This window comes from Luedemannella helvata, assembly GCF_039528415.1.
Classification (GTDB): domain Bacteria; phylum Actinomycetota; class Actinomycetes; order Mycobacteriales; family Micromonosporaceae; genus Luedemannella; species Luedemannella helvata.
Genome location: NZ_BAAALS010000014.1, coordinates 1 through 26206, shown reverse-complemented (window position 1 = coordinate 26206; position 26206 = coordinate 1). Strand labels below are relative to the sequence as shown.

Genomic DNA, 26206 nt, shown 5'->3' with positions numbered 1-26206 from the left:
GCAGCAGGGCCACGGACAGCACCCCGAGCATGAGCAGCTCCACCCCGATGAGCGCCCGCTCGACCAGCCCCATCATCACCCGGTCGCCCGGGAACGCGACATACCAGAACACCACCAGACCCATCGCCACGACCGCGCACAGCGCCGTGACGACCCGCCGCGTCCGCGTCCACATCGGAGTACGGGCGCCGAGGCGGGCCAGCAGGAACGTCACGACCGGCAGCACCACGAACGCGGACACGGACGCGTAGCGGTGCACCTGCGCGGCGGTCGACATCGTGGTGGCCGTGATGGGATCGGTCGGCACGACCGCGGCGACGACCAGGCCGACCGACCACACGCCGACCAGCGCCGCGTGCCCGGCGCGCACCCGGGCGCCCGCCGCCGCGAACGCGGCCAGCAGGGCGGGCGCGCCGAGTGCCAGGGCCACCATGGCGACCTCGATCGCGGTACCCCGGTCCGACAGCGCGTAGTCGCTGACGGTCAGCGTCAACGGGTCGTAGCCGGGACCCACCCCCAGGTGCCCGACGGCCGCGGCGGCGACAGCCACGACCAGGCTGAACAACGACAGGGCGGCGTACACGCGGGAGGTCATGCCTCGATGGTTCGCCGCCGCGCGCCGGCCCGGAACCGGGGAACGCCCTGCTCCGGGCCCTGAACAATCGTCAGGGACGCACCGGATGAGCCGCTGGTCGCGGCCTCAGGGTGGGGCTAGCCCCCGTCGTCGCCCTCGGGTTCGTCCCCCGCCTCCGCACCGGCGTCGGGGCCGCCGGCCTCCGCCTCGGCGTCCTCGAAGCGACGCCGGCGGGCCTTGCGGGCGGCGAGCCGCTGCGCGGCCGTCGGCCGGTGCGTCTGCTCCTCGAAGCGCCAGTCCGTGCCGCGCTGGCTCGGCGTGTACTCGTCGCCGGCGACGACCGTGGGCTGCCAGTCGAACTCGCGATCGCCGATGCGCACCGGGTCGCCCGGCTGGGCGCCCGCCTTCGCCAGCGCGTCCTCGACGCCGAGCCGGTTGAGCCGGTCGGCCAGGTAGCCGACGGCCTCCTCGTTGTCGAAGTTGGTCTGCAGCACCCACCGGCGCACCTTGTCCCCGTGCACCACGAACGTGCCGTCGTCCTCCCGGGTCAGCGTGAAACCGGAGTCGTCCACCGCGCGCGGGCGGATCACGATGCGGGTCGGTTCGGCCGCCGGAGCCTCGGCGCGCTGCTCGTTCACGATCTCCGCGAGCGCGAACACGAGCTCCTTGAGCCCTTCGTGGGTCACGGCGCTCACCTCGAAGATCGGCCAGCCGTGGTGGGCGAGGTCGGCACGCACGATGTCGGCCAGGTCGCGCGCGTCCGGCACGTCCATCTTGTTGAGGACGATGACGCGCGGCCGGTCCGCCAGGCCCCCGTACGCGGCCAGCTCCTCCTCCAGGACCTCGATGTCCTCGACGGGGTTGCGGTCGGTCTCCAGGGTCGCGCAGTCGACGACGTGGACGAGCACCGCGCAGCGCTCGATGTGGCGCAGGAAACGCAGGCCCAGGCCCTTGCCGGTGGCCGCGCCGGGGATGAGGCCCGGCACGTCGGCCACGACGAAGGTGTCATTGCCCGCGCGCACGACGCCCAGGTTGGGCACCAGCGTCGTGAACGGGTAGTCGGCGATCTTCGGTCGCGCCGCGGAGATCGCCGCGATGAGCGACGACTTGCCCGCCGACGGGTAGCCCACCAGGCCCACGTCCGCGACGCTCTTCAGCTCGAGCACGACGTCGATGTGCTCGCCCGGCTCGCCCAGCTCGGCGAAGCCGGGGGCGCGCCGGCGGCTGTTGGCCAGGCCCGCGTTGCCGCGACCACCCCGACCGCCCCGCGCGATCTCGAACGTGGTCCCGTTGCCGATCAGGTCGGCCAGGACCTCGCCGTCCTCGGTCTGCACCACGGTGCCGTTGGGGACGTGCAGCACCAGGTCGGACCCGTTGGCCCCGTCCCGGTTCTTGCCGGCGCCGCCCTTGCCGTTCTCAGCGCGGACATGGGGTTTGAAGTGAAAATCAAGAAGCGTGTGTACGCCCGGATCGACGGTGAGCAGCACGCTGCCGCCGTGCCCACCGTTGCCGCCGTCCGGGCCGCCGAGCGGCTTGAACTTCTCGCGGTGGATGGAGACGCAGCCGTGCCCCCCGTTGCCCGCCTGCACATGCAGGACGGCGCGGTCCACGAAGCTCGTCACGATGCCATCCTCTCAGGCCCTTTCGGGCGGTAAACACGGAAACGGCGGGCCGGGATAGCGCCCGACCCGCCGTTTCGGCGTCGTGTGTGTGCGGCCAGGTCAGCCCTGGGCCGGCACGATGCTGACCGTCTTGCGGCCGCGCCTGGTGCCGAACTGCACGGCACCGTCGGCGAGCGCGAAGAGCGTGTCGTCGCCGCCACGGCCGACGAGGTCGCCCGGGTGGAACTTGGTGCCGCGCTGGCGGACGATGATCTCGCCGGCGTTGACGACCTGGCCACCGAAGCGCTTCACGCCGAGCCGCTGGGCGGCGGAGTCGCGGCCGTTACGGGAGCTGGACGCACCCTTTTTGTGTGCCATGTCGGCGCCTACTTCCCGCTCGAGATGCCGGTCACCTTCACCTGCGTCAGCGGCTGGCGGTGCCCCTGACGCTTGTGGTAGCCGGTCTTGTTCTTGAACTTGTGAATCCGGATCTTGGGGCCCTTGGTGTGGGCCACCACCTCGCCGGAGACGGCCACCTGGGCCAGCTTCGCCGCATCGGTCACCAGGTTGTCACCGTCGACGAGCAGGACCGCGGTCAGCGACAACGTGTCACCCGGCGCGCCAGCGAGCTTCTCCACCTCGATGACGTCGCCCTCGGCAACCTTGTACTGCTTGCCGCCGGTCTTGACGATCGCGTACATGGGACGCGGACTCCCTGTCGTTAAAGTGATGACTCAGCAGGTCTGCTGGAGGTCGGTCTCGGCCACCGCGGCTACAGAACACACGGCAGCCTGACGCACGAGGTGCGCCATCGGCAAGAGTACGGCATCACGAGCCCACATCCCAAACCGGGGTACGACGCGGGGCGGGCCACCGCGGCCCGCCCCGTGTCACAGGTCACCGGCTAGCTAGCCGGGCAGAGCGCCTGGATGTCGGCCACGGCCTTGTTCAGGGCCGGGTCGTTGAGCGCCTTCTCCAGGCCGGCCGCGTCCTTGATGCTGGCCAGCTCGGACGACTTGGCGAACATCACCTTCTGCAGGTTGTCCAGCGCCGCCTTGAGCTCCGGGTCGCCGGCCGCGTCGGTGCTGGCCGTCTCGGCCGCGGTCGCGTACGCCTGCAGCGCCGACTGGGCCGCCTTGTTCGCGGCGGCCGGGTCCTCCGAGCTGCCCGCGGACACGATCGCCGCCAGGAACTCGGTGGCGGCCTTGTCCATGGTGCCCTTGATCTTGGCGCAGGTCGCCTGGCGGTCACCCGCCGGGGCCGACGCCGGAGCCGAGGTGGCGGTCGCGGCGCTGGTGGCCGTAGTGGTCGTGGTCGAGCCGTTGTCGGCGCAGGCGGTCGCGCCGAGCAGCACGGCAGCGGCCAAGGCCGCGCCGGTGAGCAGTCGCTTCGTCACGTCAGAACTCCTCTGTTTCCCATCCGGAGGGGCGCGGGCCCGCGGCTGCGGGCCCGCGCGGTGTCGAGTACGGATACCCGACTCTGGTCACAGTGATGCGCGGGCGTCTCACGCCCCGCAGAGCGCGTCCATCGCGTCGTTGGCGGCCTTGACGTCCGGGTCGTTCTCGATGTTCTCGAGCTTCTGCACGTCCTCGACCGTCTTGATGGCGGAGGCCTTCTTGGACACCGCGAGGACCCAGTCCTCGAGCGCCTTCTTGACCGTCGGGTCCTCGACCTGCGACGACGCGACCGAGAGGTCGGTGACGAACGTCGTGGCGGCCTTCTGGATGTCCTTCTGTACGGCGGCCGCGTCCTTGCCGCTCGTCTGCGCCGTGGTGGCCGCAGCGAGAAACTTGGTGAAGGCCTTGCCGACGGTGGCCTGGGCCTTGTCGCACTCGGCCTTCGGGGCGGTGCCGGAAGCGGGCGCGCTGGTCGCCGGCGCTGCGGCGGCGGTCGTAGGGCTGGTGGTCGTGGTGTCGCCGCTGCTGTCGCACGCGGCGCCGGCCAGCAGGACCCCGCCGAGAATCGCGACGGCGATCAAGCGGTTCTTCACGATGTACTCCTCGCGTCTTCCGGGTCAGACGCAAAGGAGAGTAGGACTACCCGACAACCGACGAACGGCAGATGTCCGACAAATTCGACGATCGCAATAAGATCGTTACTCCGTCGGGATTGCGGTCCGGGTGTCCGACCTGCTCACGGCCCTGGTCACGCGGCGAAGTGTCGCGGTTACGTCGTAGTGCCGGAGAACACACGCGACGCCACCAGCGAAGCCCGGCGCCCACCCGGAAGGGCGCGCGCCGGGCAGGCCGGGTGACCGCTACGGGCGGGTACGCCGGCGCGCGCCGCCCCGCCGGGTGCGCCGCCGACCGCCGCCGGCCGACTCCTCGCCGAGGTCGTCGTCGTCCGCGTCCTCGTCCGCCGTGGCGGGCACCAGGTCCGGCTCGGCGTCGTCGTCATCCGCGTCCGCCGTACGCGCGCCGGACGCGGCGACCGCCTTGACGCGCTCGGCGACGTTGCCGCGCGGCTTCTCGGGCACGGGCTCGGTGTGGATGATCAGGCCGCGGCCCTTGCAGTGCTCGCACGGCTCGCTGAACGCCTCCAGCAGGCCCTGGCCGATGCGCTTGCGGGTCATCTGCACGAGGCCCAGCGAGGTGATCTCGGTGACCTGGTGCTTGGTCCGGTCACGGCCCAGGCACTCGGTGAGGCGGCGCAGCACGAGTTCCCGGTTCGACTCCAGCACCATGTCGATGAAGTCGATCACGATGATGCCGCCGAGGTCGCGCAGGCGCAGCTGGCGCACGATCTCCTCGGCCGCCTCCAGGTTGTTGCGGGTGACGGTCTCCTCGAGGTTGCCGCCCGCGCCGGTGTACTTGCCGGTGTTGACGTCGATGACGGTCATCGCCTCGGTGCGGTCGAACACCAGGTGACCGCCCGAGGGCAGGTACACCTTGCGGTCGAGGCCCTTGAGGATCTGCTCGTCGATGCGGTACTCGGCGAAGACGTCGCCGGCGCCGGTGTGCCGGCGCACCCGGGCCACCAGGTCCGGCGAGACGTGGTGCAGGTACGCCTCGACCTCGTCGTAGACGTCGGAGCCCTGGACGACCAGGTCGCGGAAGTCCTCGTTGAACAGGTCGCGGACGACCCGGATGACCAGGTCGGGCTCGGAGTACAGCAGGGCGGGCGCGCCGCCGTCGCCGGCCTTGGCCTGGATGTCCTCCCATTGCGCCTGCAGCCGCTTGACGTCGCGCGCGAGGTCGTCCTCGCTGGCACCCTCGGCGGCCGTGCGGACGATCACGCCGGCGCCGTCGGGTACCAGGCTCTTGAGCACGTCGCGCAGCCGGCGGCGCTCGACGTCGGACAGCTTGCGGGAGATGCCCGACGCGTTGCCGTGCGGCACGTAGACGAGGTGCCGGCCGGACAGCGCGATGTGGCTGGTCAGCCGGGCACCCTTGTGCCCGACCGGGTCCTTGGTGACCTGGACGAGCACGGAGTCGCCGGACCTGAGCGCCTGCTCGATCGAGCGCGCGCGGCCCTCCAGCCCGCTGGCGTCCCAGTTGACCTCGCCCGCGTAGAGCACCGCGTTGCGGCCGCGGCCCACGTCGACGAAGGCGGCCTCCATGCTGGGCAGCACGTTCTGGACCTTGCCCAGGTACACGTTGCCGACCATGGTCGACGCCGACTGGCGGGTCACGTAGTGCTCGACGAGGATGCCGTCCTCGAGCACGGCGATCTGGGTGCGGTCGCCCCGGCTGCGCACGACCATGACCCGGTCGACCGCCTCGCGGCGGGCCAGGAACTCCGACTCGGACAGGATCGGCGGACGGGTCCGGCGCTGCTCGCGGCCGTCGCGGCGGCGCTGGCGCTTGGCCTCCAGGCGGGTGGAGCCGGAGACGCCCTGCACCTCGTCGCCGCCGCCCTTGCGCTTGGGCTCGCGAATCTTGACGACGACGTGCTCCGGGTCGTCCGGACTGGCCTCGTCGGCGCCGGCTCCCCGACGGCGGCGGCGACGGCGACGGCGGGTCAGCGAGTCGCTGTCCTCGGCCTCCGCCTCGGCCGGCTCCTCGCCCTCGTCACCGGGCTCCTCGTCCTCGGACTCGGCGGCGTCGAACTCGTCGGCGGGCCCGCGACCGCGACCCCGGCCACGCCGGCCACGACGGCGCCGGCGGCGGCCGCTGGCGTCCTCGTCGTCGTCCTCGTCGGCCTCCGCCTCGGCGGGGGCGACCTCCTCGGCCTCGACCTCGACCTCGGCCTCGACCGGGGCGGCCTCGCCGCGCCGGCGGCGCCGGCGGGTGGGCCGCTCGGCGGCGGCCTCCACCTCGGGCTCGCCGGCCTCGTCCGACGACTCCTCCGCGCGGGCCGGCACTACGGCGCCGGGCTCGGGGGCCATGAACAGCACGGGTATGGCCGGGGCGGCACCGCGCCGGCGCGCCGGCGGCTTCCGCTCCTCGACAGCCGGCTCCTCCGCGACGGCCGGTTCCTCCTCGACGGCGGCCCCGTCCGCCACGGGCGCCGGGGTCACCGGCTCCTCGACGGCCGGCACCGGCTCCTCGGTGCGGGCCGCGGTGCGGCGGCGGGTCCGCCGGACGGGCGCCTCGGGCGCCGCCTCGGCCGCCTCCGGCACCGTCTCGGCCGCGTCCTGCCCGGACACGCCGGTTTCGTCTTTTTCTACCGTTTTGCGGCGGGTACGCCGCACCGGGCGTGCGGGCTCCTCAGCGGCCGCCTCACCGCCGGCGGCCGCGGCCGTCTCGCTGGTCGGGGCGGCCTCGTCGGCCGCCTTGGCGACGCGACGGGTACGGGTGCGCTTGGCGGGTGGGGCGGCGGGCTCTTCGGTCGGAACCGGGTTTTCCGCTGCCTCAGGACCGTTGACCTCAGGCTCGTTGTCGAGCATCCGGACGTTCTCTCCAGTTCTGGTTGCCCCCGGGCGCGATTTACGCTGCCACGCAGGAGCCGCCGTCATGCTTGCGGAAGCGCGCCGAGGCGAGCCACCGAAGTCTGCCTTGCGCCGTCAGGCTGACGGCGCTCCGTCGACGCCACGCTCGCGGTCCGCCGCTAGCGGATCAACGATCTCACCCTGCGCGGTCAGCCCGCCCTGGGCGAGCCGGGTCGCCCGAGGCGGCACCGGCGGCACCAGGTCGGCCACTACACGCAGGCCGGCGAGGACGTCATCGGGACGTACGGACGGGGTGACCTGCCGTACGACAAGGTCGAGTATCGCACACACACCGTCACCGTCCCCGGAGGTCCGGGTGACCCCGGCCGGAACCGCCCCACCTGTCACACCAGCCACGAGCGACACCACCGCGCCCCGCACGTCGAAGCTACGCAGGCCCTGCTTGGTCAGCCGCTCCACGGTCACCTCCGGCGCCGCGAGGAACGCCGTGACCGCGTCCGCCAGGTCCCCGGGCGCCACGCCGGTCAGCTCGACGCGCCACGCGGACGCCTCGATCCGGTCGCTGAGCCCGCCCGGGGCGCCGACCGGCACGGCGTCCAGGACGTCCAGACCGGGCGACAGCGCCGCGTCGAGGGCCTTGACGAGCGCGTCCGGCTCGACCGGGGCGCGCAGGCCGATCTCCAGGTACTCCGCCTCGCTCGCGGTGCCGGTGGGCGCCGCGCTCGCGTACGAGATCTTGGGGTGTGGGGTGAAACCCTGCGAGTACGCGATCGGCACCCCGGCGCGCTCGATCGCCCGCTCGAAGGCGCGCGCGAAGTCCCGGTGGGACGTGAACCGCATCGGCCCGCGCTTCGCGTACCGGATGCGCAGGCGCTGTACCACCGGAGCCTGATTCGACTCCGGCTGATTCTTCTTACCGATGGTGAACTCCTGTTAGGCGGGGGTGCGCAGGCCCTCGACGGGCGTGAGCGGCAGCAGCTTGCGGCCGGTCGGCCCGATCTGGATCTGGGTGTCCATGCTGGGGCACACGCCGCAGTCGAAGCAGGGCGTCCAGCGGCAGTCGTCCTGCTCGTACTCGGTCAGGGCGTCCTGCCAGTCCTTCCAGAGCCATTCCTTGTCCAGGCCCGAGTCGAGGTGGTCCCAGGGGAGCACCTCCTGCTCGTCGCGCTCGCGGGTGGTGTACCAGTCGAGATCGATCCCGAACGCGGGCAGCGTCTCGGCGGCGGCGGTGACCCACCGGTCGTACGAGAAGTGCTCCGACCAGCCGTCGAAGCGACCGCCGGACTCCCAGACGCGGCGGATGACCGCCCCGACGCGCCGGTCGCCGCGCGAGAGCAGGCCCTCGATCAACGACGGCTGCCCGTCGTGGTACCGGTACCCGATCGCCCGGCCCAACGACTTGTCCGAGTTGATAGCAAACTTGAGCTGCTTGAGCCGGTTGTCGATCACCTCGGGCGACGCCATGGCCGCCCACTGGAACGGCGTGTGCGGCTTGGGCACGAACCCGCCGATCGACACCGTGCACCGGATGTCGCGGGAGCCGGTCGCCTGCCGGCCCGCCTTGATCACCTCGTGCGCCAGGCGCGCGATCTGCAGGACGTCCTCGTCGGTCTCCGTGGGCAGGCCGCACATGAAGTACAGCTTCACGTTGCGCCACCCATTGGTGTACGCGGTGACGACGGTGCGGATGAGGTCCTCCTCCGTCACCATCTTGTTGATCACCTTGCGGATGCGCTCGGAGCCGCCCTCGGGCGCGAAGGTCAGGCCGGTGCGCCGCCCGTTGCGCGACAGCTCCTGGGCCAGGTCGATGTTGAACGCGTCCACCCGGGTCGAGGGCAGCGACAGCGACACGTTCGAGCCCTCGTACTGGTCGGCCAGGCCCGAGCAGATGTCGCCGATCTCGCTGTGGTCCGCGCTGGACAGCGACAGCAGCCCCACCTCGCGGAAGCCGGAGAACTCCAGCCCCTCCTTGACCATCTGGCCCACGGTGGTGATCGACCGCTCCCGGACGGGCCGCGTGATCATGCCCGCCTGGCAGAACCGGCAGCCGCGGGTACACCCGCGGAAGATCTCCACGGCGTACCGCTCGTGGACGGTCTCCGCGAGCGGGACCAGGGGCTTCTTCGGGTACGGCCAGGCGTCGAGGTCCATGGTCGTGCGCTTGTGCACCCGGAACGGCACGTCCGCCCGGTTGGGCACGACCCGCTGGATGCGGCCGTCGGGCAGGTAGTCGACGTCGTAGAAGCGCGGCACGTACACCGACTCCGTACGCGCCAGGCGCAGCAGCAGCTCGGTGCGCCCGCCCGGCGAGCCCTCGGCCTTCCACTGCCGGACGAGCGCGGTGATCTCCAGCACGGCCTCCTCGCCGTCGCCGAGCACGGCGGCGTCGATGAAGTCCGCGATCGGCTCCGGGTTGAACGCCGCGTGCCCGCCGGCGACGATCACCGGGTCGGACTCGTCCCGGTCCGCGGCGATCAGCGGGATCCCGGCCAGGTCGATGGCGGTGAGCAGGTTCGTGTACCCCAACTCGGTCGCGAACGAGACACCGAACACGTCGAAGTTCTTGACGGGCCGGTGGGCGTCGACCGTGAACTGCGGCACGCCGTGCTCCCGCATGAGCGCCTCAAGATCGGGCCAGACGGCGTACGTCCGCTCGGCCAGCACGTCGGGCTGCTCGTTGAGCACCTCGTAGAGGATCTGGACGCCCTGGTTGGGCAGCCCCACCTCGTACGCGTCCGGGTACATCAGCACCCACCGGACGGTCGCGGCGGACCACTCCTTGACGGACGCGCCCAGCTCCCCGCCCACGTACTGGATGGGCTTGCTCACCCGGGGCAGCAGCTGCTCCAGCTGGGGCCACACGCTGGTCGCACTCTCGACGGACAACCCGAACCTCCACCCACAATTCAACCCATCGAGAGTACGCGCAGAACCCCTCCGCACCCCAATCGCCCACCGCCACGCCCCCCGACGTGCCCACACCGTGCCCGCCCTGGGCGACGTTTGGGTGGTTCCGCGCGTAATTCCGGGCGGAGTAACACGCGGAACCGCCCAAACGTCGGCCGAAGACCGACGGAGAGCGGGCGAGGGCGCGGGCGGGAGCGGGTGGGACGGGGGTCAGCGGGCTATGCGGGGGGCGTACCTCGGGACGTATTCCTGGCCCGTCAGCTTCTGGATCTCGGCCATGATCTCGTCCGTGATGGCGCGCAGCGACGAGCTGTCGTTCTCCCGGTCGCCGAAGTACATCGGCTTGCCGAACTTGATCGTCACCGGCCCCAGCTTCGGGATGACCCGCCCGATGGGCTGGATCTTGTCCGTGCCGATCGTGCCGACCGGGATCACCGGCACGCCCGCGTCGAGCGCGAGCCGGGCCGCGCCCGTCCGCCCCCGGTAGAGCCGCCCGTCCGGCGAGCGGGTGCCCTCCGGGTAGACGCCGACCAGGTCACCGCCCTTGAGCGCCGGCACGGCCGCCTCGAACGCGTTGAGTGCCGCCCGGCCGCCCTCCCGGTTGACCCGGATCGCGCCCAGGCTCTCCATGAGGTTGCGGTTGAACCAGCCGGTGAGGCCGGTGCCCGTGAAGTACTCCGACTTCGCCCAGAACGCGATGTGCCGGCGCACGACCGCGCCCATGAACACCTCGTCGGCGACGGACAGGTGGTTGCCGGCCAGGATCGCCCCGCCGGTTTCCGGGATGTTCTCGAGGCCTTCGACCGTGGGCCGCCACGCGATCCGCATCGCGGGCGCCACCGTGTACATGCCAATGGTGTACAGCAGCGGCACGCGTACTCCTTACGACAACCCAGGACGTCGCCACCACTGTAAAGGATCGCCAACCCGGGCGCCCCGTCCGGCCGCTGACCGGACGGGGCGCGGTTTGTGGATTCAAACGGCCGCTACCCGGCCAGACGATCCAAGATCCAGTTATGACCGGCGGGTCACCGTCACCCGGACGGTGTCGCCCTCGCCGGCCTCGCCCTCGAACGCGCCGTCGCCGGCCACGCCGAGGGTCACGGCGTCCGCGAGGACCTCGCCGGCCACGAACTCCCGGTGGGTCTCCACGGCCGCCCCGACGGCCGCCGGCGCCTCGACGACGACCGTGATCCGGTCGGAGACGTCCAGGCCGGCGGCCCGGCGGGCCTGCTGCACGACGCGGATCACGTCACGGGCCAGGCCCTCGGCGGCGAGGTCGTCGGTCACCTCGGTGTCCAGCACCACGACCCCCGCCGACAACGGCGCCGAACGCTCGGGCTCCGCGGCGACGAGCTTCAGGTCGTACTCCCCCTCCTGGAGGGTGACCCCGGCGGCGAGCGGGCCGGCGTCGGTCAGCGACCAGTCGCCTGCCTTGACCGCCTTGATGACCTGCTGCACCGCGCCGCCGACGCGCGGCCCCAGCGCCCGCGGGACCACCGTGAGGACCTGCTGGCAGTAGGTCGACACGTCGTCGGCGAAGTCGACCGACTTCACGTTGACCTCGTCGGCGATGAGGTCCGCGAGCGGGCGCAGGTCCGTGGCGTGCGGCGTCGCGACCGTGAGCGTACGCAGCGGCAACCGCACCCGCAGGCCCTTGGCCTTGCGCAGCGACAGCGCCGCGGAGCACACCTCGCGCACCTGGTCCATGGTCGACACCAGCCCGTCGTCGGCGGGGAACTCGTCGGCCGAGGGCCAGTCGGTCAGGTGCACCGAACGCTCGCCGGTGAGGCCGCGCCAGATCTCCTCCGACACCATCGGCGCGAGCGGCGCGACGACCCGGCACACGGTCTCCAGCACGGTGTGGAGCGTGTCGAAGGCCTGCGCGTCGCCGGCCCAGAACCGGTCGCGCGAGCGGCGCACGTACCAGTTGGTGAGCGCGTCGAGGTAGGTGCGCACGGTCCCGCACGCCCCGGTGATGTCGTAGTCGTCCAGCTGCGCCGTGACGTCCGCGACCAGGTCACGGGTCTTGGCCAGGACGTACCGGTCGAGCCGGTGCGTCGAGTCCGTCCGCCGCGTCGCCGTGTACCCCTCCGCGTTGGCGTACAGCGAGAAGAAGTACCAGACGTTCCACAGCGGCAGCAGCACCTGGCGCACGGAGTCTCTGATGGTCGCCTCGCTGACCACCACGTCACCGCCGCGCAGCACCGGCGAGGACATGAGCGTCCAGCGCATGGCGTCGGCGCCGTAGACGTCGAACATCTCGTACACGTCGGGGTAGTTGCGCAGGCTCTTGGACATCTTGCGGCCGTCGGAGCCCAGCACGATGCCGTGCACCACGCAGGAGCGGAACGCCGGCCGGTCGAACAGCGCCGTGGCGAGCACGTGCAGCGTGTAGAACCAGCCGCGCACCTGCGGCTGGTACTCCACGATGAAGTCGCCAGGGTAGTGGTGCTCGAACCAGTCGGCGTTCTCGAACGGGTAGTGCACCTGCGCGAACGGCATGGACCCCGACTCGAACCAGCAGTCGAGCACCTCCGGCACCCGGCGCATGGTCGACTTTCCGGTCGGGTCGTCCGGGTTGGGCCGGGTCAGCTCGTCGACGAACGGGCGGTGCAGGTCGGTGACCTTGACGCCGAAGTCCTTCTCCAGCTGCTCCAGGGAGCCGTAGACGTCCACCCGCGGGTAGTTCGGGTCGTCGGACTTCCACACCGGGATCGGCGAGCCCCAGAACCGGTTGCGGCTGATCGACCAGTCGCGGGCGTTGGCCAGCCACTTGCCGAACGAGCCGTCCTTGACGTGTCCCGGGGTCCAGTCGATCTGCTGGTTCAGCTCGACCATCCGGTCGCGGAACTGGGTGACCGCCACGAACCACGACGACACCGCCTTGTAGACCAGCGGCGTGTCGCACCGCCAGCAGTGCGGGTACGAGTGCGTGTAGGTCTCGTGGCGCAGCACCACGCCGCGCTCCTTGAGGTCGCGCGTGACCGGCTTGTTCGCCTCGAAGACCTGCATTCCCTCGTACGCCGGGACGAGCGCGGTGAACTTCGTGTGGTCGTCGACCGTCACGATGGTGGGGATGCCGACCGCGTTGCACGCGTTCTGGTCGTCCTCACCGAAGGCGGGCGCCATGTGCACGATGCCCGTACCGTCCTCGGTGGTGACGAAGTCGCCGCTCAGGACCTGGAACGCGTTCGGCCCGGCCTGCTCGACCAGGAAGTCGAACAGCGGGGTGTAGCGGCGGCCCACCAGCTCCGACCCGCGCACGGTCGCGACCGGCGTCCAGTCGCCCAGTTCCTTGGCGTAGGCGCCCACGCGGGCGGCGCCCACGTAGACCCGCTCACCCTCCGGGCTCTCCAGCAGGGTGTACTCGATGTCGGGCCCGACCGCGACGGCCAGGTTGGAGGGCAGGGTCCACGGCGTGGTGGTCCACACCGCGAGCTTCTCGCCGGTCTCCAGCTCGAACTTCACCGTCAGCGCGGGATCCTGCCGGTCGCGGTAGACGTCGTCCATCCGGGTCTCGGTGTTCGACAGCGGGGTCTCGCACCGCCAGCAGTAGGCCAGCACGCGGAAGCCCTCGTAGATGAGGCCCTTCTCGTGCAACGACGCGAACGCCCACATGACGCTTTCCATGTAGGGCAGGTCGAGCGTCTTGTAGTCGTTGGCGAAGTCGACCCACCGGGCCTGGCGGGTGACGTAGCGCTCCCACTCCTGGGTGTAGCGCAGCACGGAGGCGCGGCAGGCCTCGTTGAACCTGTCCACGCCCAGCTCGAGGATCTCGGCCTTGGTGGAGATGCCGAGCTGCTTCTCGGCCTCGACCTCGGCGGGCAGGCCGTGGGTGTCCCAGCCGAACCGGCGCTCGACCCGGCGCCCGCGCATGGTCTGGTAGCGCGGCACCAGGTCCTTGGCGTACCCGGTCAGCAGGTGGCCGTAGTGCGGCAGGCCGTTGGCGAACGGCGGGCCGTCGTAGAAGACGTACTCGTTGGCGCCGTTCTCGCCGGCGGGGCGCTGCTCGACGCTCGCGACGAAGGTCTTGTCCGCGGCCCAGTAGTCGAGCACCTCCCGCTCGACCCGGGGCAGGTCGGGGCTCGCCGGTACGCCGGTGCCGGACGTGTGCTTCGGGTAGGCCATGGCCCGCTCGCTCTCCTCCTGCGTGGCGACGGTCGTCGTCGACGACTGCCGTTCCTCACGCGAGGACGAGCCTGGTTGCCCGCGGTACCACCTCGCTTGGCCATCCGGGGATGGCCCGCTCGTCGTCAGCTGTGACGGGCTGGTCCCGTCCGGTTCTACTGGGGCTCGCGCCTGTTCTTCCGGAGGCTCACCGGTGATTGCCGGGTCGAAGCCGTTGCCCGCCAGATTACCCGAGCCGGCGCCGGTCCGGCGAACGGGTTAACCGCGCGCCACCCGCCACAGCACGACGTCCTGCACCCGCTCCGGCGGCCCGAACAGTTCCGTGAGGGCCGCCTGCAACGCCGGCCCGTTGTGGCGGTCGGGGGCCAGGACGATGAGGCCGGCGTTCCAGTACCGCAGGTCGTCCAGGGCCGCCTGGCGGTCCAGCTCGGTGATCTTCGGGACCTTGCCGGTGCGATTCACCATACGCAGCAGGTTGCTCAGCGGCCGGGGCGTCGAGGAGAACTGGGCGCCCTGCCCGTCCGGGGTCGGGATGATGAAGTACCCGCCGGGGGTCTCGAAGCCCATCCGGGTGTTGGCGAGCCAGTGTGCCCCGTCCATCGCCCCGCTGTAGGGCACCGGGGCGGGCACGATCGTGGTCCCGGCCGGCAGGTGCTCGCGCCAGGTCCCGGACGTGAAGAAGGCCGGCAACGGCGGCGTCTCGGTCGTCGCGAGCGTGGTGGGCGCGATCGGCGCGAGGGCCACGACCAGGGCGAGCGTGCCGAGGACCCGGGCGGCCACGGCCACCGGCCGCCACCGGACCGGTCGCGGGGCCGGCCGGCTCCACAGGCGGTCGGCGAACAGGGCCAGCACGAGGCCGATCAACGGGATGAGGACGAGCGACAGCCGGGTCGACATGGTCAGGTCGAACGGCGGGATCAGCCGCAGCAGCGCCCACGGCCCGTTCAGGTGGCTGTCCTGCCCATTGATCATGATCTCGGTGCCCAGCGAGAGCACGAAGAACACCGCGATCGCGATGCCCGCGAGCCGGGCCGCCAGGCTGGAGCGCCACAGGACGACCACCGCGAGCGGTACGAGGATCACCAGGGGCCAGCCGTAGAAGGTGTTCTCCTCGGTGACGTTGCGGGCCAGCCCGTCGGCCGTCGCCGCGCTGCCGAACCACGACTCCCGCGCGTACGCGGTGTAGGAGGCCAGGTCCGCGTAGTAGCGCTCCGGGTCGAACGGCAGGCCGTGGTAGCGCTGCGGGCCCAGGAACTGGAACCACAGCGGGTACGCCAGCAGGACCAGCGCGACGCCCGCCGCGACCCCGAGTCCGCCCAGGAAGGGCCGCCACACGGCGAACGCCTCGCGCGGGCGCATCGCGATGTAGGACAGCACGAGTACGCCGCACGTGAACGCGGTCAGCAGCAGCACCTCCTCGCCGATGAACACCTGGTAGGTGATCAGCAGACCGAGGACGACGCCGTTGCGCACGGCCCGCCCGGGCTCGCGCAGGCGCATCACCCGCCACACGATGAACGGCACGAGGAACTGGGTGGCCATCTGGAGGTGGCTGCCGACGGACTGCGAGATCATGCCGGGGGCGAAACCGCAGAACGCGCCGCCGAGCAGGGCCGCGGCCCGGTTCGTGACGAGGTGCCGCGAGAACACGAAGTAGTACGCCCACGCGGTACCGGCGATCGCGAAGATGAGCAGGATCTTGAAGGTGACCATCGGCCCGAAGGCCAGCGTGATGGGGGTGAGCGGGATACCCAGGCCGAGCACGGACGTGTTGCCCATCATGTTCACGCCGTCCGGCGTGTTCATCGTGTGGGTGTAGAGCGGGTTCTCCCAGGACGTCACCGAATGCGCGGAATGCGCCAGGAACCACTCGAAGAGCGCGTTGTCCGCGCCGCCGAGCGCGGCCAGCATGCGGCCGCGCAGATCGGTCCACAGGGGCAGGGTGATCGCGACGGCCGCCGCGACGTAGCCGAGCGCGGCGCCGAGGTCCCACGCCAGCCGCCGGCCGCGCCCGGCCCGCGTGGGACCTGGGCGCCCGTCGGCGGCGCTGTCGGCGTCCGCTTCCTGCCCGACAAGAACCGGACCGCTCACGTCACACCGGGTGCTCGGGAAACCAGAGGGCGATCTCCCGCTTGGCGCTGTCCGGCGAGTCCGAGGCGTGCACCAGGTTCTCCCGGTTGGACAGGGACAGGTCGCCCCGGATCGTGCCCGCGGCCGCCTTGCGACCGTCGGTCACGCCGATCAGGGCGCGCACCACGTCGATGGCCTGGTCGCCGCTGAGGATCAGCGCCACGAGCGGGCCGCTCGTCATGAACGCCTTGAGCGGCGGGTAGAAGTCCCGGGCCACGTGCTCCGCGTAGTGGGCGTCGGCCAGTTCCGCGTCCATCGTCCGCAGCCGCATGGCCTCGATGGCGAGGCCCTTGCGCTCGAACCGGCCGATCAGCTCGCCGACCAGGCCGCGACGGACGGCATCCGGCTTGATCAACACCAGCGTGCACTCGGTCACAGGGTCACCCTTCTCGTGCCGCGGACTGGCTCCGCAACCGCACCGAGCGTAGCGGTCGAGGCGAACGGGTCCTCACGATCCCCCTGCCGGGTGCGGTCCGGCCCGCCCGCGGCGTCCGAAGGTTGCCAGCACCCGGACACCACCCGCCGCAAGATCACGTTCGGTGGACCGGCGACACGCCGTGCGACCAGCACCGCCGCCGGGACCCGGCCGCGCCCCGGGGAGCGGATCCGGCGGACTGTCCACTACGTACACATCGACCCGGGCGGGTCGGCTGTGTTGAAATTCTTCCAGGCTGCCGAACAGGCGCTGTCACTCGCGCGCGGTGGGGAGGTCGTGATGCGCAAGAGGCGTGGCCGCAAGCTGACCGACGGCCAGTGGATGACGGTCGCCGCCGCGGCTCTCGTCGCCGTGTTCCTCACGGCGATGGGCGTCGGCGCCGCCAACATCAACCTGGTCCTGGTCGCGCTGCTGCTGGTGGTACTCGTCGCGATCGGCGTGGTCCTCATCGGATACAAGCAGTCCGATCCGCTCGTGTCGGGGCAGGGCACGGTGGTATGGGCCTCCGCGCCCCCCGCGAAGAACATCATCGGCACGGCCGACATGGAACTCGACGTGGCGCTCGGCGACAGCCCGGCCGTACGGGTGCGGGTGCGCTCCAACAACACCCCCGTGCACAAGTGGCCCCGCCGGGGCATGGTGCTGCCGCTGGTCGCGTCGGTGCGCCGCCCCGACAAGCCCAGGATCTTCTGGGACCGGGTGGCCCCGCTCGGCTCCGCCGACCAGCCGGCACCCCCGCCGCCGGAGGAGCCCGCAGGTCCCCCGACGGCGTACATCCCGCCCGTCTTCACCGCCTTCCGGGCCGACGCGGGCGCGCCGCCGCGCGAGGACGAGGTGTACTACCACGCGGCCGACGCCGAACCGGACCGCGAACCGGCGTACCACCTGGTCCCGCCCGCGCCGGGCGCCGAGGCCGACCCCGACCCGGCGGGCGCCTCCGCCGCCGGGGGCCCGTGGCAGTCCCCGCCGGGCGCCCGCCCCGCCGGGACGACCTATGTCGCCGCGTCCGCGCCGGTCGACGTGGCCGCGCCCCCGGTCGCGGTCGCATCCCCGGTCGATGTCGCATCCCCGGTCGACGTCGCGGAGTCCCCCATCGGGGTCGCGGAGCCCCCTGTCGAGACCGCGACGCCCTCGGTCGAGCCGCTGGCGGAGCCGCGCCCCGCGAGCCCGTGGGCCGAGGCCGCCGGCGGGCCGGTCCGCGGCAGCGCCGCCATCCCGCTGCACGACCCGAACCTGCCACGCTTCGCCGACGACGACCCGTACGCGGCGCCGCCCGAGGCCGCCGGCCCGTTCACGGACGAGGACCTCTGGGCCCCGCCGCCTCCGGAGGCCCCGGCCGGGCCGGACCCCTTCGACGCCCACGCCGACGAGGCGACCAGCCTGGTCGACGAGCCCCGGCCGGCCGCGCCGGAGCCGGAACCGGAAGCGGAAGCGGAACCGGTCGACCAGCTGCCCCGGCGGGTACCGCAGCAGCGCGACGACCAGGACCGCTTCCCGTCCCCGGAGGTGATCGTCGGAGAGGTGCTCGGCCAGCGGGCGGCCGTCGGCCAGACAGTGCACGGCGTCGGCACGAAGCTCTACGTGGCCGACATCGACCGGGCGCGGCGCTTCTACCGCGACGTCATGGGGTTCACCGAGGTGGCCGCCGCCGGCGGGCGGGCCGAGTTCAGCTTCCCGGGCGGCCGGGTGCTGCTGAGCCGGGTGGCGGAGAACCCCGTCCCGGCCCGCAACCTGCGCCGGCTGCTCCTCGACGTCACCGACATCGCGGCCGTCTACCACGACCTCGAGCGCGAGGGCGTGGCGTGCCGCAGCCGCCCCCACCGCAGCGGCGGCGACGGGCGCACGGAGATCTGGGTGGCCACGCTGGAGGACCCGGACGGCAACATCATCGAGCTCAACGAGCCGATCGCGTTCGGCGCCCGCAAGGCCTGACCGTCACCACGAGCCGGCGAGCGACCCCTGGGTCAGCGGAGGACCGATCGGCGCACCCGGAGTACATAGGCCCACAAAAGACCGAAAACCACCCCGAGTACGCCCAGCGACGCGTGGAACACGAACCCGCACACCACCAACGCGACCTGCACGACCACCCCGGCCCACCACGCCCAGGCCCGGCGCAGCAGCCCGGCGAGGGCCAGGCACACGACGGCCAGCACGATGATCGCGGTGATGGCGAGGCCGGTGAGGTGGACGCCGAGTACCTGCATGGGCCGGATTGCCAGCAGCAGCACCAGCCCTTCAGCGACCAGCGCGCCGGCCCCCACGCCGCGCACAGCGGCACCCGGGTTACGCAGCCCCGACGTCGGCCCCGACGCGCCACCCGCTTCACCGCCGCCGCCCGGCTCAAGACCGCCACCCGGCTCAGCGCCGCTGACCGGCTCGCCACCAACCGGCCCGGCCCTGTCGGCCGGATCCGGGCCGTCGGGCGCGCCGTCGCGTTCGCTCATCGGGCCAGGAGCCGTCGGGCGTCCGCCACGGTCACCACCGAACCGGTGATCAGCACGCCGACCCCGCTCAGCTCGCCCTCCACGTCCGTCTCCGCGAGCGCCACCGCCGACTCGATCGCGTCCGGCAGGTCGGCCGCCACGTGCACCCGCTCCTCGCCGAACACCTCGATCGCCAGGCCGGCGAGCTCGCGCGCCGGCATGGCCCGCGGCGACGTGTTCTCCGTGCAGACGACGACGTCGAGAACGGGTTCCAGGAGGACGAGCATGGCCATGGCGTCCTTGTCCGCGAGCACGGCCAGCACCCCGACGAGCCGGCTGAACGAGAACTCCTCCGTCAGCGCCGTGACCGTCGCGGTCATGCCGTGCGCGTTGTGCGCGGCGTCGAGGAGGATCGTCGGCGCGCTGCGCACCCGCTCCAGCCGGCCGGGCGACGAGACGCCCGCGAAGCCCTCCCGCACCATGTCCGCGTCGAGCAGCCGCCCGCCGAGGAACACCTCGACGGCCGCGAGCGCCACGGCCGCGTTCTGCGCCTGGTGCTCCCCGTGCAGCGGCAGGAAGATCTCGTCGTACGTCCCGCCCAGGCCCTGGATCGTCAGCACCTGCCCGCCCACGGCGACCGCGCGGCGGACCAGCCCGAACTCGTTGCCCTCCCGGGCCAGGGTCGCGCCGACCTCGACGCAGCGCTCCACGATCGGCCGCATCGCCTCGTCGGTCTGCGTCGCGGTCACCACGGTGGCGCCCGAGTGGATGATGCCGGCCTTGGCGGTCGCGATGTCCTCGATCGTGTCGCCGAGCCACTCGGTGTGGTCGAGCCCGATCGGCGTCATGACGCACACCCCGGCCTGCAGCACGTTGGTCGCGTCGTCCGCGCCGCCGAGGCCGACCTCGACCACGGCCACGTCGACGGGCGCGTCGGCGAACGCCGAGAACGCCATCGCCGTGGTCATGTCGAAGTAGGTCAGCGACTCGCCGTCCTTCTCGTCGAGCAGCGCGGCGATCGGCGCCACCTCGCCGTACACCTCGACGAAGCGTTCCTCGCTGATCGGCGCGCCCTCGATGCTGATGCGCTCGCGCACGGTCTCCAGGTGCGGGCTCGTGTACCGCCCGGTGCGTACCCCCTGGGCGCGCAGCAGCCCGTCGATGATGCGGGCGGTGGACGTCTTGCCGTTGGTACCGGTGAGGTGGATCGACGGGTACGCCCGCTGCGGGCTGCCCAGGGCATCGAGCAGTCCCTGGATGCGACCCAGATCAAACACCATCCGGGTGTACCCACGGGCGTTCAGTTCCGCCTCAACCTGCGCGTACTCCGTACTCATGACGTGGGAAGCGCCTCCAGCGCGGCGGCGATGCGGGCGAGATCGGCCTCAGCCACCGCGAGCCTGTCTTTGATTTTGGCGACGACCGCGTCGGGCGCCTTGTCGACGAAGGCCGGGTTGCCGAGCTTGGCCCGGCACTGCGCGGCCTCCTTCTCAGCGGCGGCGCGGTCCTTCTCCAGCCGGGCGCGCTCGGCGGCCACATCCACGGTGCCGCGCGTGTCCAGCTCGACATCGACCCCACCGGCGATCGCGAGGCTGGCCGTGGCGGCGAAGCCCTCCTCCGGAGCGTCGAGCCGGGCCAGGGAGCGGATCAGCGGCTCGTGGGCCGCCAGGCCCGCGCCGGGCAGGCCGCGCAGCGTGGCGATGACCCGCTGACCGGGCTTGAGGCCCTGGTCGGAGCGGAACCGGCGCACCTCCGTGACCACCCGCTGCAGCGCGGCCAGCTCGGCCTCGGCCGCGTCGTCGAGGTAGGCCGGGTCGGCGCTCGGCCACGGGCCGCGCACCAGGGTCGCCTCGCCGGTCAGCGCCGACCACAGCTCGTCGGTCACGAACGGGATCACCGGGTGCAGCAGCTTGAGCAGCGCGTCCAGGACGTGGCCCAGCACCCGGCGGGTCGCGTCGGCCGCCGGGCCGCCCGCGCCGAGCACGGGCTTGGCCAGCTCCACGTACCAGTCGCAGACGTCGTCCCACGCGAAGTGGTAGAGGGTGTCGCAGACCTTGGCGAACTCGAACGCCTCGAACTGCTCGTCGACCTCGGCGATGACGTGCTGCAACCGGGACAGGATCCACCGGTCCACGCTGGACAACTCGGCATGCTCGGGCAGCGGACCCTGCGTGGTCGCGCCGTTCATGAGCGCGAAGCGGGTGGCGTTCCACAGCTTGTTGCAGAAGTTGCGCGAGCCCTGGCACCACTCCTCGCTCACCGGCACGTCCGCGCCCGGGTTGGCGCCGCGCGCGAGGGTGAAGCGGGTCGCGTCCGCGCCGAACCGGTCGATCCAGTCGAGCGGGTCCACCACGTTGCCGAACGACTTGCTCATCTTCTTGCCGAACTGGTCGCGCACCATGCCGTGCAGGGCGACCACGTCGAACGGCTGGCGTCCGTCCATCGCGTAGAGGCCGAACATCATCATCCGGGCCACCCAGAAGAACAGGATGTCGTACCCGGTGACCAGGACGCTCGTCGGATAGAACCGGGCCAGCTCGGGGGTCTCGTCGGGCCAACCCAGCGTGGAGAACGGCCACAGCGCGCTGGAGAACCACGTGTCCAGCACGTCCTCGTCCTGGCGCCAGCCCTCCCCCGTCGGGACCTCGTCGTCGGGTCCGACGCAGACGGTCTCGCCGTCCGGGCCGTACCAGACCGGGATGCGGTGCCCCCACCACAGCTGGCGGGAGATGCACCAGTCGTGCATGTTGTCGACCCAGGCGAAGTACCGCTTGGCCAGCTCCGCGGGCTCGATGCGCACCCGCCCGTCGCGCACGGCGTCGCCGGCCGCGCGGGCAAGCGGCCCGGTGTTGACGAACCACTGCAGGCTCAGCCGCGGCTCCACGGTCGTCTTGCACCGTGAGCAGTGCCCGACGCTGTGCACGTAGGGGCGCTTCTCGGCCACGATGCGGCCCTGCGCGCGCAGGGCCGCGACCACCGCCGGGCGGGCCTCGTAGCGGTCCAGGCCCTGGAACGGCCCGTGCACGGTCACGACCGCCCGCTCGTCCATGATCGTGATGGACGGCAGGTTGTGGCGCTGGCCGATCTCAAAGTCGTTCGGGTCGTGCGCCGGGGTCACCTTGACCGCGCCGGAGCCGAACGCCGGGTCGACGTGGGTGTCGGCCACGATCGGGATGCGCCGCCCGGTCAACGGCAGCTCCACCTCACGCCCCACGAGGTGCTGGTAGCGCTCGTCGTCCGGGTGCACGGCCACGGCCGTGTCGCCCAGCATCGTCTCCGCCCGGGTCGTGGCGACGACGATGCTGTCGTCACCGTCGCCGTACCGGATGCTGACCAGCTCGCCCTCGTCGTCGCTGTGGTCGACCTCGATGTCGGACAGCGCCGTTAGGCACCGCGGACACCAGTTGATGATCCGCTCCGCGCGGTAGATCAGGTCGTCGTCGTACAGCTTCTTGAAGATCGTGAGTACGGCCCGGGAGAGGCCGTCGTCCATGGTGAAGCGCTCGCGGTCCCAGTCGACGGAATCGCCCAACCGGCGCATCTGGCCCAGGATCGCCCCGCCCGACTCGGCCTTCCACTGCCACACCCGCTCCACGAACTGCTCGCGGCCCAGGTCGTGGCGCGACAGGCCCTCGCTGGCGAGCTTGCGCTCGACGACGTTCTGGGTGGCGATGCCGGCGTGGTCCATGCCCGGCAGCCACAGCGCCTCGTAGCCCTGCATGCGCCGGCGGCGCACGAGCGCGTCCTGGATGGTGTGGTCGAGCGCGTGCCCGACATGCAGCGAACCGGTCACGTTCGGCGGCGGGATGACGATCGTGAACGGGGGCCGGTCGCTCGTCGCGTCGGCCCGGAAATACCCGCCCGATACCCACTGCTCATACCGGCGGCTCTCTACCTCGGCCGGCTGGTAGGCCGCGGCGAGGGGCGCCGGGGCGCCGGGAGTGTGGTCGGTGTGGGCATCGGAAGCGACAGTCACGCCCTGGAGTCTACGGACCGGGCAGGGGTGCGGCCGAGGACGCCCCTCCGCTACCCGGCGTCGCTGGCACGGCCCCATTATGCTGCGGGGATCCCCGGAAGGAGCCCCCTCATGTCCGACCAGTCCCCCAGCGCGGGCCCTCCCGTGTACGGATCGGCGCCCGCCGCACCTGTCGCGCACGGCTCCGCCGTGGTCCAGCCGGCCGGCCGCGGCTACGCGCCCGCCGCGGCGCCACCCGGATCCGTGCCGCCCGGCGCGGTCGGCACGTGGGGCGACTACCCGCCCCCGCCCCGCAAGTCCCGCAGGACGCTCTGGATCGTCCTGGGCATCGTGGCCGTGCTGCTGATCGGCGCCGGTACGGCCGCCGCCGTGTGGCTGGTCCCGGCCATCACGGGCGCGCTCGAGGAGCAGGACGCCACGCTGCGCACCCCGGACACGGTCGCGGGCCTCACGAAGAGCACGGACGCGACCCGCCAGAGCACGGCCGAGGAGCTCAAGAGGCAGCTGGAGGCCGAGATCCCGTCGTCGACCAGTTCGATGGCGGCCTTCTACGAGGACCCGGCGGACGCGAAGAAGGTCGTCATGGTCTACGGCGTCACCGCGAAGATCAGCTCCCCCACCAAGGAACTGGACGAGGCCTTCTCCTCGGCCGGCACAAGCATGTCCGTGACGGACGTCCGCACGGTGGACGCCGGTCCGTTAAGCGGCGAGGCGAAGTGCGGCAAGGGCAACACGCAGGGCCTGGACCTGACGCTGTGCGGTTGGGCCGATCACGGCAGCCTCGCCCTGGTCGTCTTCTTCAACCGGGACGTGGACAGCAGCGCCGTGATGTTCAAGCAGATCCGCAACGAGGTTCTCGTCCGCAACTGAGCCAGGACCGCCGCACCCTTCGCAACGGAGACCCTTCTGATGTCTGACCCGCAGTCCCCGTACCTGCCGCCGAGCGGGCAGCAGCCGCCCTGGCGCGACAGCGTCAACAACGAGCCGCCCACCGAGGTCCCCGGCCAACCGCCGGCCTACGGCTCCCCGACGTACGGCACGCCCAGCTATGGTGCGCCGTCATCCGGGGCACCGACCTACGGCACGCCCTCGTCCGGGGCACCGACCTACGGCACGCCCTCGTCCGGGGCGCCCAGCTACGGCACGCCGGCGGGCCCGACCAGCTACGGCCCGCCGGCCTACGGCGCTCCCAACGACGAGCCGCCGACGTACGTGCCGACGAGCCAGCCGGGCGCCGGCCAGCCCTACGCCCAGCCCGGGACGTACGGTCAGCCGCCGACCTACGGCCAGCCCTCGGCGTACGGCCAGCCCCCGACGTACGGCCAGCCCTCGGGCATCGAGCCGACGACGGGTCAGCCGGCGCAGGGCTACGCCCAGTCCGGGTACGGCGCGTCGGGTTACCCGGCGCCGGGCGGGTATGCCCCGGCGCCGAAGCGGTCGCGTACGGGCCTGTGGGTCGGGCTGGCGATCGGCGTCGTGGTGCTGCTCGCGCTCTGCGTCGGCGGGGCGGTGATGCTGCTGCGCTCGGGCGACGACAAGACCACGGGCACGGGCACGCCGACGGCGGTCGCGACGACCAGGCCGCCGGCCGCCGGGGCTGACGCGGAGAAGGGCGCCACGGTCAGCACGCCGGCCACCCTCGCGGGCCTGACGCTGTCCAAGGAGCCGAGCCTGCAGAAGACGGCCGAGGACCTTGAGGCGGAGCTGAAGTCGAGCATCCCGAACGCGAGCAGCGCCGCCGCCGGCACGTACCAGGACCCCAGCGATCCGACCGCCCTGGTGATGGTGGCCGTGGTCGCGGTGGACAACGACACCCCTGAGGCCCTGGTCTCCGGTGCGTTCGTCGGCATGCGGTCGCAGCTCGACGTGAAGAACGTGAAGGACATCGACCCGGGTCCGATGGGCGGCATCGCGCGCTGCGGCACGGCGACCATGCAGGGCATGCCGCTGACGGTCTGCGTCTGGGGGGACCACGGCAGCCTCGGCCAGATCTACTTCCTGAACCGTTCCCTGCCCGAGAGCCAGAAGCTGTACCCGGACATCCGCAAGGGCGTACTGCACCGCAAGTAGCCCGGAAACACCAATGGCGCGTGCTCCCAGCTGTGGGCACGCGCCAGCAGACGCGAGCGGTCACGTGGGGCCTGACCAGCTCATTCGCTACCGGACTGGGCATCTGTCCATGTCTGGGCGACCGCAGGAAATACGCAGTCGGTGACGTAGGCGTGGAACTTGTGCATCAGCTGAACCACATGGTCGCCGTGGCCGAGGCCGGTTCGCCTGAGAGGAAGATCGTCAACAATGGTCAGATCGAAGTGAATACCAATCGGCAGGTCGGCACCGCCCTCGATGTAGTAGAGCACGGACCCATCCGCGAATAACCCGTCGCCGGACGAGAATCTGGGGGACTCCGAGCCTTCTTCGTACGGCCATGAGATCCCGTTCGGAACAAACGCAGCTACCGTGAGGTGCCGGTGTTTGTCCACATTCCACAGATTGTTCATTCGACGCAGCAGGTCACTTCTGGAGAGAAGACGCGCGAAGGGGTTGGTGCTGTGGTAGGCGACCGTGTTGGGATCAGTGAACGGCTGAACTACACGCAGCGCGCCCACGCCACGCTTTCCCCACAGCCGGTCCCGGCCCCGCGCGCGAACGTACCGGTTGAACTCGCTCTCCGAATCAAGGATGGGGAATGCGGGCAGCCGCTGCTCCTCGGGAGTGAGCGGTCTGCCAAGATTCCGCTCGGCCATCGCGTACGCGAGATTGTCCAATGCGGCACGCAGATTGTTCACGATGTCGGCCACCACCACGCTGATGAGGGTGGGTGGCGTCTGTTTGATGTGGAAGCGCGACAACGTGCGGTTGGGCGTGTCGGTGGGTTCGATCGCCACTGAGTAGGGTTGCGCAGCCACGAAGTCCCGGACAACCCGATCCAGCTCATCCATGTGGTGACGTGCCCGCCTCGCCTTCACCACCCACGGTGAGTCGGGGTCGGACCACCAGGGAGCAAGCGGCATTCGGCCATGGTGCGGGGTTGAGACAGCACTACGCAATGTCTTTTGCGAGGACCCCGAGAGCCCGCCTCATCATGCGGGTCGCGGTGCCGCACGACTCTGATGGAGAAATAGTTCAGGGCCACCCTGGGGGTGGCCCTGAACTGAATGTTTGTCCGGCGGCGTCCTACTCTCCCACACTCT

Annotated in this window: 19 protein-coding genes and 1 pseudogene; 3 read left to right on the top strand and 17 right to left on the bottom strand. The window is 71.6% G+C overall.

The features are described from left to right. Positions 1-70 precede the first annotated feature (70 nt). From ABD191_RS29270 to ndk, 13 genes and pseudogenes are all read right to left on the bottom strand, one after another. Positions 71-595, bottom strand: a pseudogene (locus ABD191_RS29270) (DUF998 domain-containing protein); the annotation flags it as partial. A 116-nt stretch (positions 596-711) separates the two neighbouring features. Beyond that, a complete protein-coding gene (obgE, locus tag ABD191_RS15430; RefSeq protein WP_344082085.1) occupies positions 712-2196 on the bottom strand; it encodes a GTPase ObgE in 1485 nt (494 codons plus the stop codon). A gap of 99 nt (positions 2197-2295) precedes the next feature. Next, entirely contained in the window at positions 2296-2553 is a 258-nt protein-coding gene (gene rpmA / locus ABD191_RS15425) for a 50S ribosomal protein L27 (protein WP_344082083.1), read from the bottom strand. Positions 2554-2561: 8 nt separating this feature from the next. Beyond that, positions 2562-2876, bottom strand: coding sequence for a 50S ribosomal protein L21 (gene rplU, locus ABD191_RS15420; RefSeq protein ID WP_344082081.1), 315 nt, complete (start codon positions 2874-2876; stop codon positions 2562-2564). A 203-nt stretch (positions 2877-3079) separates the two neighbouring features. Further along, positions 3080-3571, bottom strand: coding sequence for a hypothetical protein (locus ABD191_RS15415; RefSeq protein WP_344082079.1), 492 nt, complete (start codon positions 3569-3571; stop codon positions 3080-3082). A 108-nt stretch (positions 3572-3679) separates the two neighbouring features. Further along, positions 3680-4165, bottom strand: a complete 486-nt coding sequence (locus ABD191_RS15410) for a hypothetical protein (protein WP_344082077.1) — start codon at positions 4163-4165, stop codon at positions 3680-3682. A 267-nt stretch (positions 4166-4432) separates the two neighbouring features. Next, a complete protein-coding gene (locus ABD191_RS15405; RefSeq protein WP_425560725.1) occupies positions 4433-7003 on the bottom strand; it encodes an Rne/Rng family ribonuclease in 2571 nt (856 codons plus the stop codon). Between the two features lie 117 nt (positions 7004-7120). Beyond that, on the bottom strand, positions 7121-7846 hold the full coding sequence (locus ABD191_RS15400) for a TIGR03936 family radical SAM-associated protein (RefSeq protein WP_425560729.1): 726 nt from the start codon (positions 7844-7846) through the stop codon (positions 7121-7123). Positions 7847-7939: 93 nt separating this feature from the next. Next, positions 7940-9892, bottom strand: coding sequence for a TIGR03960 family B12-binding radical SAM protein (locus ABD191_RS15395; protein ID WP_344082071.1), 1953 nt, complete (start codon positions 9890-9892; stop codon positions 7940-7942). 231 nt (positions 9893-10123) lie between these two features. Further along, on the bottom strand, positions 10124-10786 hold the full coding sequence (locus ABD191_RS15390; protein ID WP_344082069.1) for a lysophospholipid acyltransferase family protein: 663 nt from the start codon (positions 10784-10786) through the stop codon (positions 10124-10126). A gap of 141 nt (positions 10787-10927) precedes the next feature. Continuing rightward, entirely contained in the window at positions 10928-14044 is a 3117-nt protein-coding gene (ileS, locus tag ABD191_RS15385; RefSeq protein WP_344082067.1) for an isoleucine--tRNA ligase, read from the bottom strand. A 258-nt stretch (positions 14045-14302) separates the two neighbouring features. Further along, positions 14303-16135 carry a hypothetical protein gene (locus ABD191_RS15380; protein WP_344082065.1) on the bottom strand — a complete coding sequence of 611 codons (1833 nt, stop codon included), beginning with the start codon at positions 16133-16135 and terminating at the stop codon, positions 14303-14305. Between the two features lies 1 nt (position 16136). Beyond that, the gene (gene ndk, locus ABD191_RS15375; RefSeq protein ID WP_344082063.1) at positions 16137-16550 is read right to left on the bottom strand and encodes a nucleoside-diphosphate kinase; all 414 of its coding nucleotides are present in this window, start codon (positions 16548-16550) and stop codon (positions 16137-16139) included. 339 nt (positions 16551-16889) lie between these two features. Between ndk and ABD191_RS15370 the strand changes: the two genes are divergently transcribed. Then, positions 16890-18542 (top strand): VOC family protein, encoded by a 1653-nt coding sequence (locus ABD191_RS15370; protein WP_344082061.1) that lies wholly within the window; start codon positions 16890-16892, stop codon positions 18540-18542. A 32-nt stretch (positions 18543-18574) separates the two neighbouring features. Here the strand turns inward: ABD191_RS15370 and ABD191_RS15365 are convergent, their stop codons facing one another. From ABD191_RS15365 to ABD191_RS15355, 3 genes are read right to left on the bottom strand one after another with little or no spacing between them, the layout of a single operon-like run. Then, the gene (locus ABD191_RS15365) at positions 18575-19057 is read right to left on the bottom strand and encodes a DUF4233 domain-containing protein (RefSeq protein ID WP_344082059.1); all 483 of its coding nucleotides are present in this window, start codon (positions 19055-19057) and stop codon (positions 18575-18577) included. After that, positions 19054-20373 carry a bifunctional folylpolyglutamate synthase/dihydrofolate synthase gene (locus tag ABD191_RS15360; RefSeq protein ID WP_344082057.1) on the bottom strand — a complete coding sequence of 440 codons (1320 nt, stop codon included), beginning with the start codon at positions 20371-20373 and terminating at the stop codon, positions 19054-19056. The genes ABD191_RS15365 and ABD191_RS15360 overlap by 4 nt, the downstream gene beginning before the upstream one ends. Then, positions 20370-23012, bottom strand: coding sequence for a valine--tRNA ligase (locus ABD191_RS15355; RefSeq protein WP_344082055.1), 2643 nt, complete (start codon positions 23010-23012; stop codon positions 20370-20372). The genes ABD191_RS15360 and ABD191_RS15355 overlap by 4 nt, the downstream gene beginning before the upstream one ends. A 111-nt stretch (positions 23013-23123) precedes the next feature. Here ABD191_RS15355 and ABD191_RS15350 point away from each other — a divergent pair, with 111 nt between their 5' ends. Further along, entirely contained in the window at positions 23124-23882 is a 759-nt protein-coding gene (locus ABD191_RS15350; RefSeq protein ID WP_344082053.1) for a hypothetical protein, read from the top strand. A gap of 39 nt (positions 23883-23921) precedes the next feature. Then, positions 23922-25082: a hypothetical protein gene (locus ABD191_RS15345; protein WP_344082051.1), complete on the top strand. Its 1161-nt coding sequence runs from the start codon at positions 23922-23924 to the stop codon at positions 25080-25082. Positions 25083-25162: 80 nt separating this feature from the next. Here ABD191_RS15345 and ABD191_RS15340 read toward each other — a convergent pair whose 3' ends face one another. Further along, complete coding sequence (locus tag ABD191_RS15340; protein ID WP_344082049.1) at positions 25163-25954, bottom strand: hypothetical protein; 792 nt, start codon at positions 25952-25954, stop codon at positions 25163-25165. Positions 25955-26206: the final 252 nt, after the last annotated feature.

Excerpts from the sequence above, each read along its gene's own strand:
- ABD191_RS15350 (WP_344082053.1), top strand. The coding sequence starts at position 23,124 with ATGTCCGACCAGTCCCCCAGCGCGGGCCCTCCCGTGTACGGATCGGCG.
- ABD191_RS15370 (WP_344082061.1), top strand. The coding sequence starts at position 16,890 with ATGCGCAAGAGGCGTGGCCGCAAGCTGACCGACGGCCAGTGGATGACG.
- ABD191_RS15365 (WP_344082059.1), bottom strand. The coding sequence starts at position 19,057 with ATGAGCGAACGCGACGGCGCGCCCGACGGCCCGGATCCGGCCGACAGG.
- rpmA (WP_344082083.1), bottom strand. The coding sequence starts at position 2,553 with ATGGCACACAAAAAGGGTGCGTCCAGCTCCCGTAACGGCCGCGACTCC.
- ABD191_RS15400 (WP_425560729.1), bottom strand. The coding sequence starts at position 7,846 with ATGCGGTTCACGTCCCACCGGGACTTCGCGCGCGCCTTCGAGCGGGCG.
- ileS (WP_344082067.1), bottom strand. The coding sequence starts at position 14,044 with ATGGCCTACCCGAAGCACACGTCCGGCACCGGCGTACCGGCGAGCCCC.
- ABD191_RS15340 (WP_344082049.1), bottom strand. The coding sequence starts at position 25,954 with ATGGATGAGCTGGATCGGGTTGTCCGGGACTTCGTGGCTGCGCAACCC.
- rplU (WP_344082081.1), bottom strand. The coding sequence starts at position 2,876 with ATGTACGCGATCGTCAAGACCGGCGGCAAGCAGTACAAGGTTGCCGAG.
- ABD191_RS15360 (WP_344082057.1), bottom strand. The coding sequence starts at position 20,373 with ATGAGTACGGAGTACGCGCAGGTTGAGGCGGAACTGAACGCCCGTGGG.
- ABD191_RS15345 (WP_344082051.1), top strand. The coding sequence starts at position 23,922 with ATGTCTGACCCGCAGTCCCCGTACCTGCCGCCGAGCGGGCAGCAGCCG.
- ABD191_RS15405 (WP_425560725.1), bottom strand. The coding sequence starts at position 7,003 with ATGCTCGACAACGAGCCTGAGGTCAACGGTCCTGAGGCAGCGGAAAAC.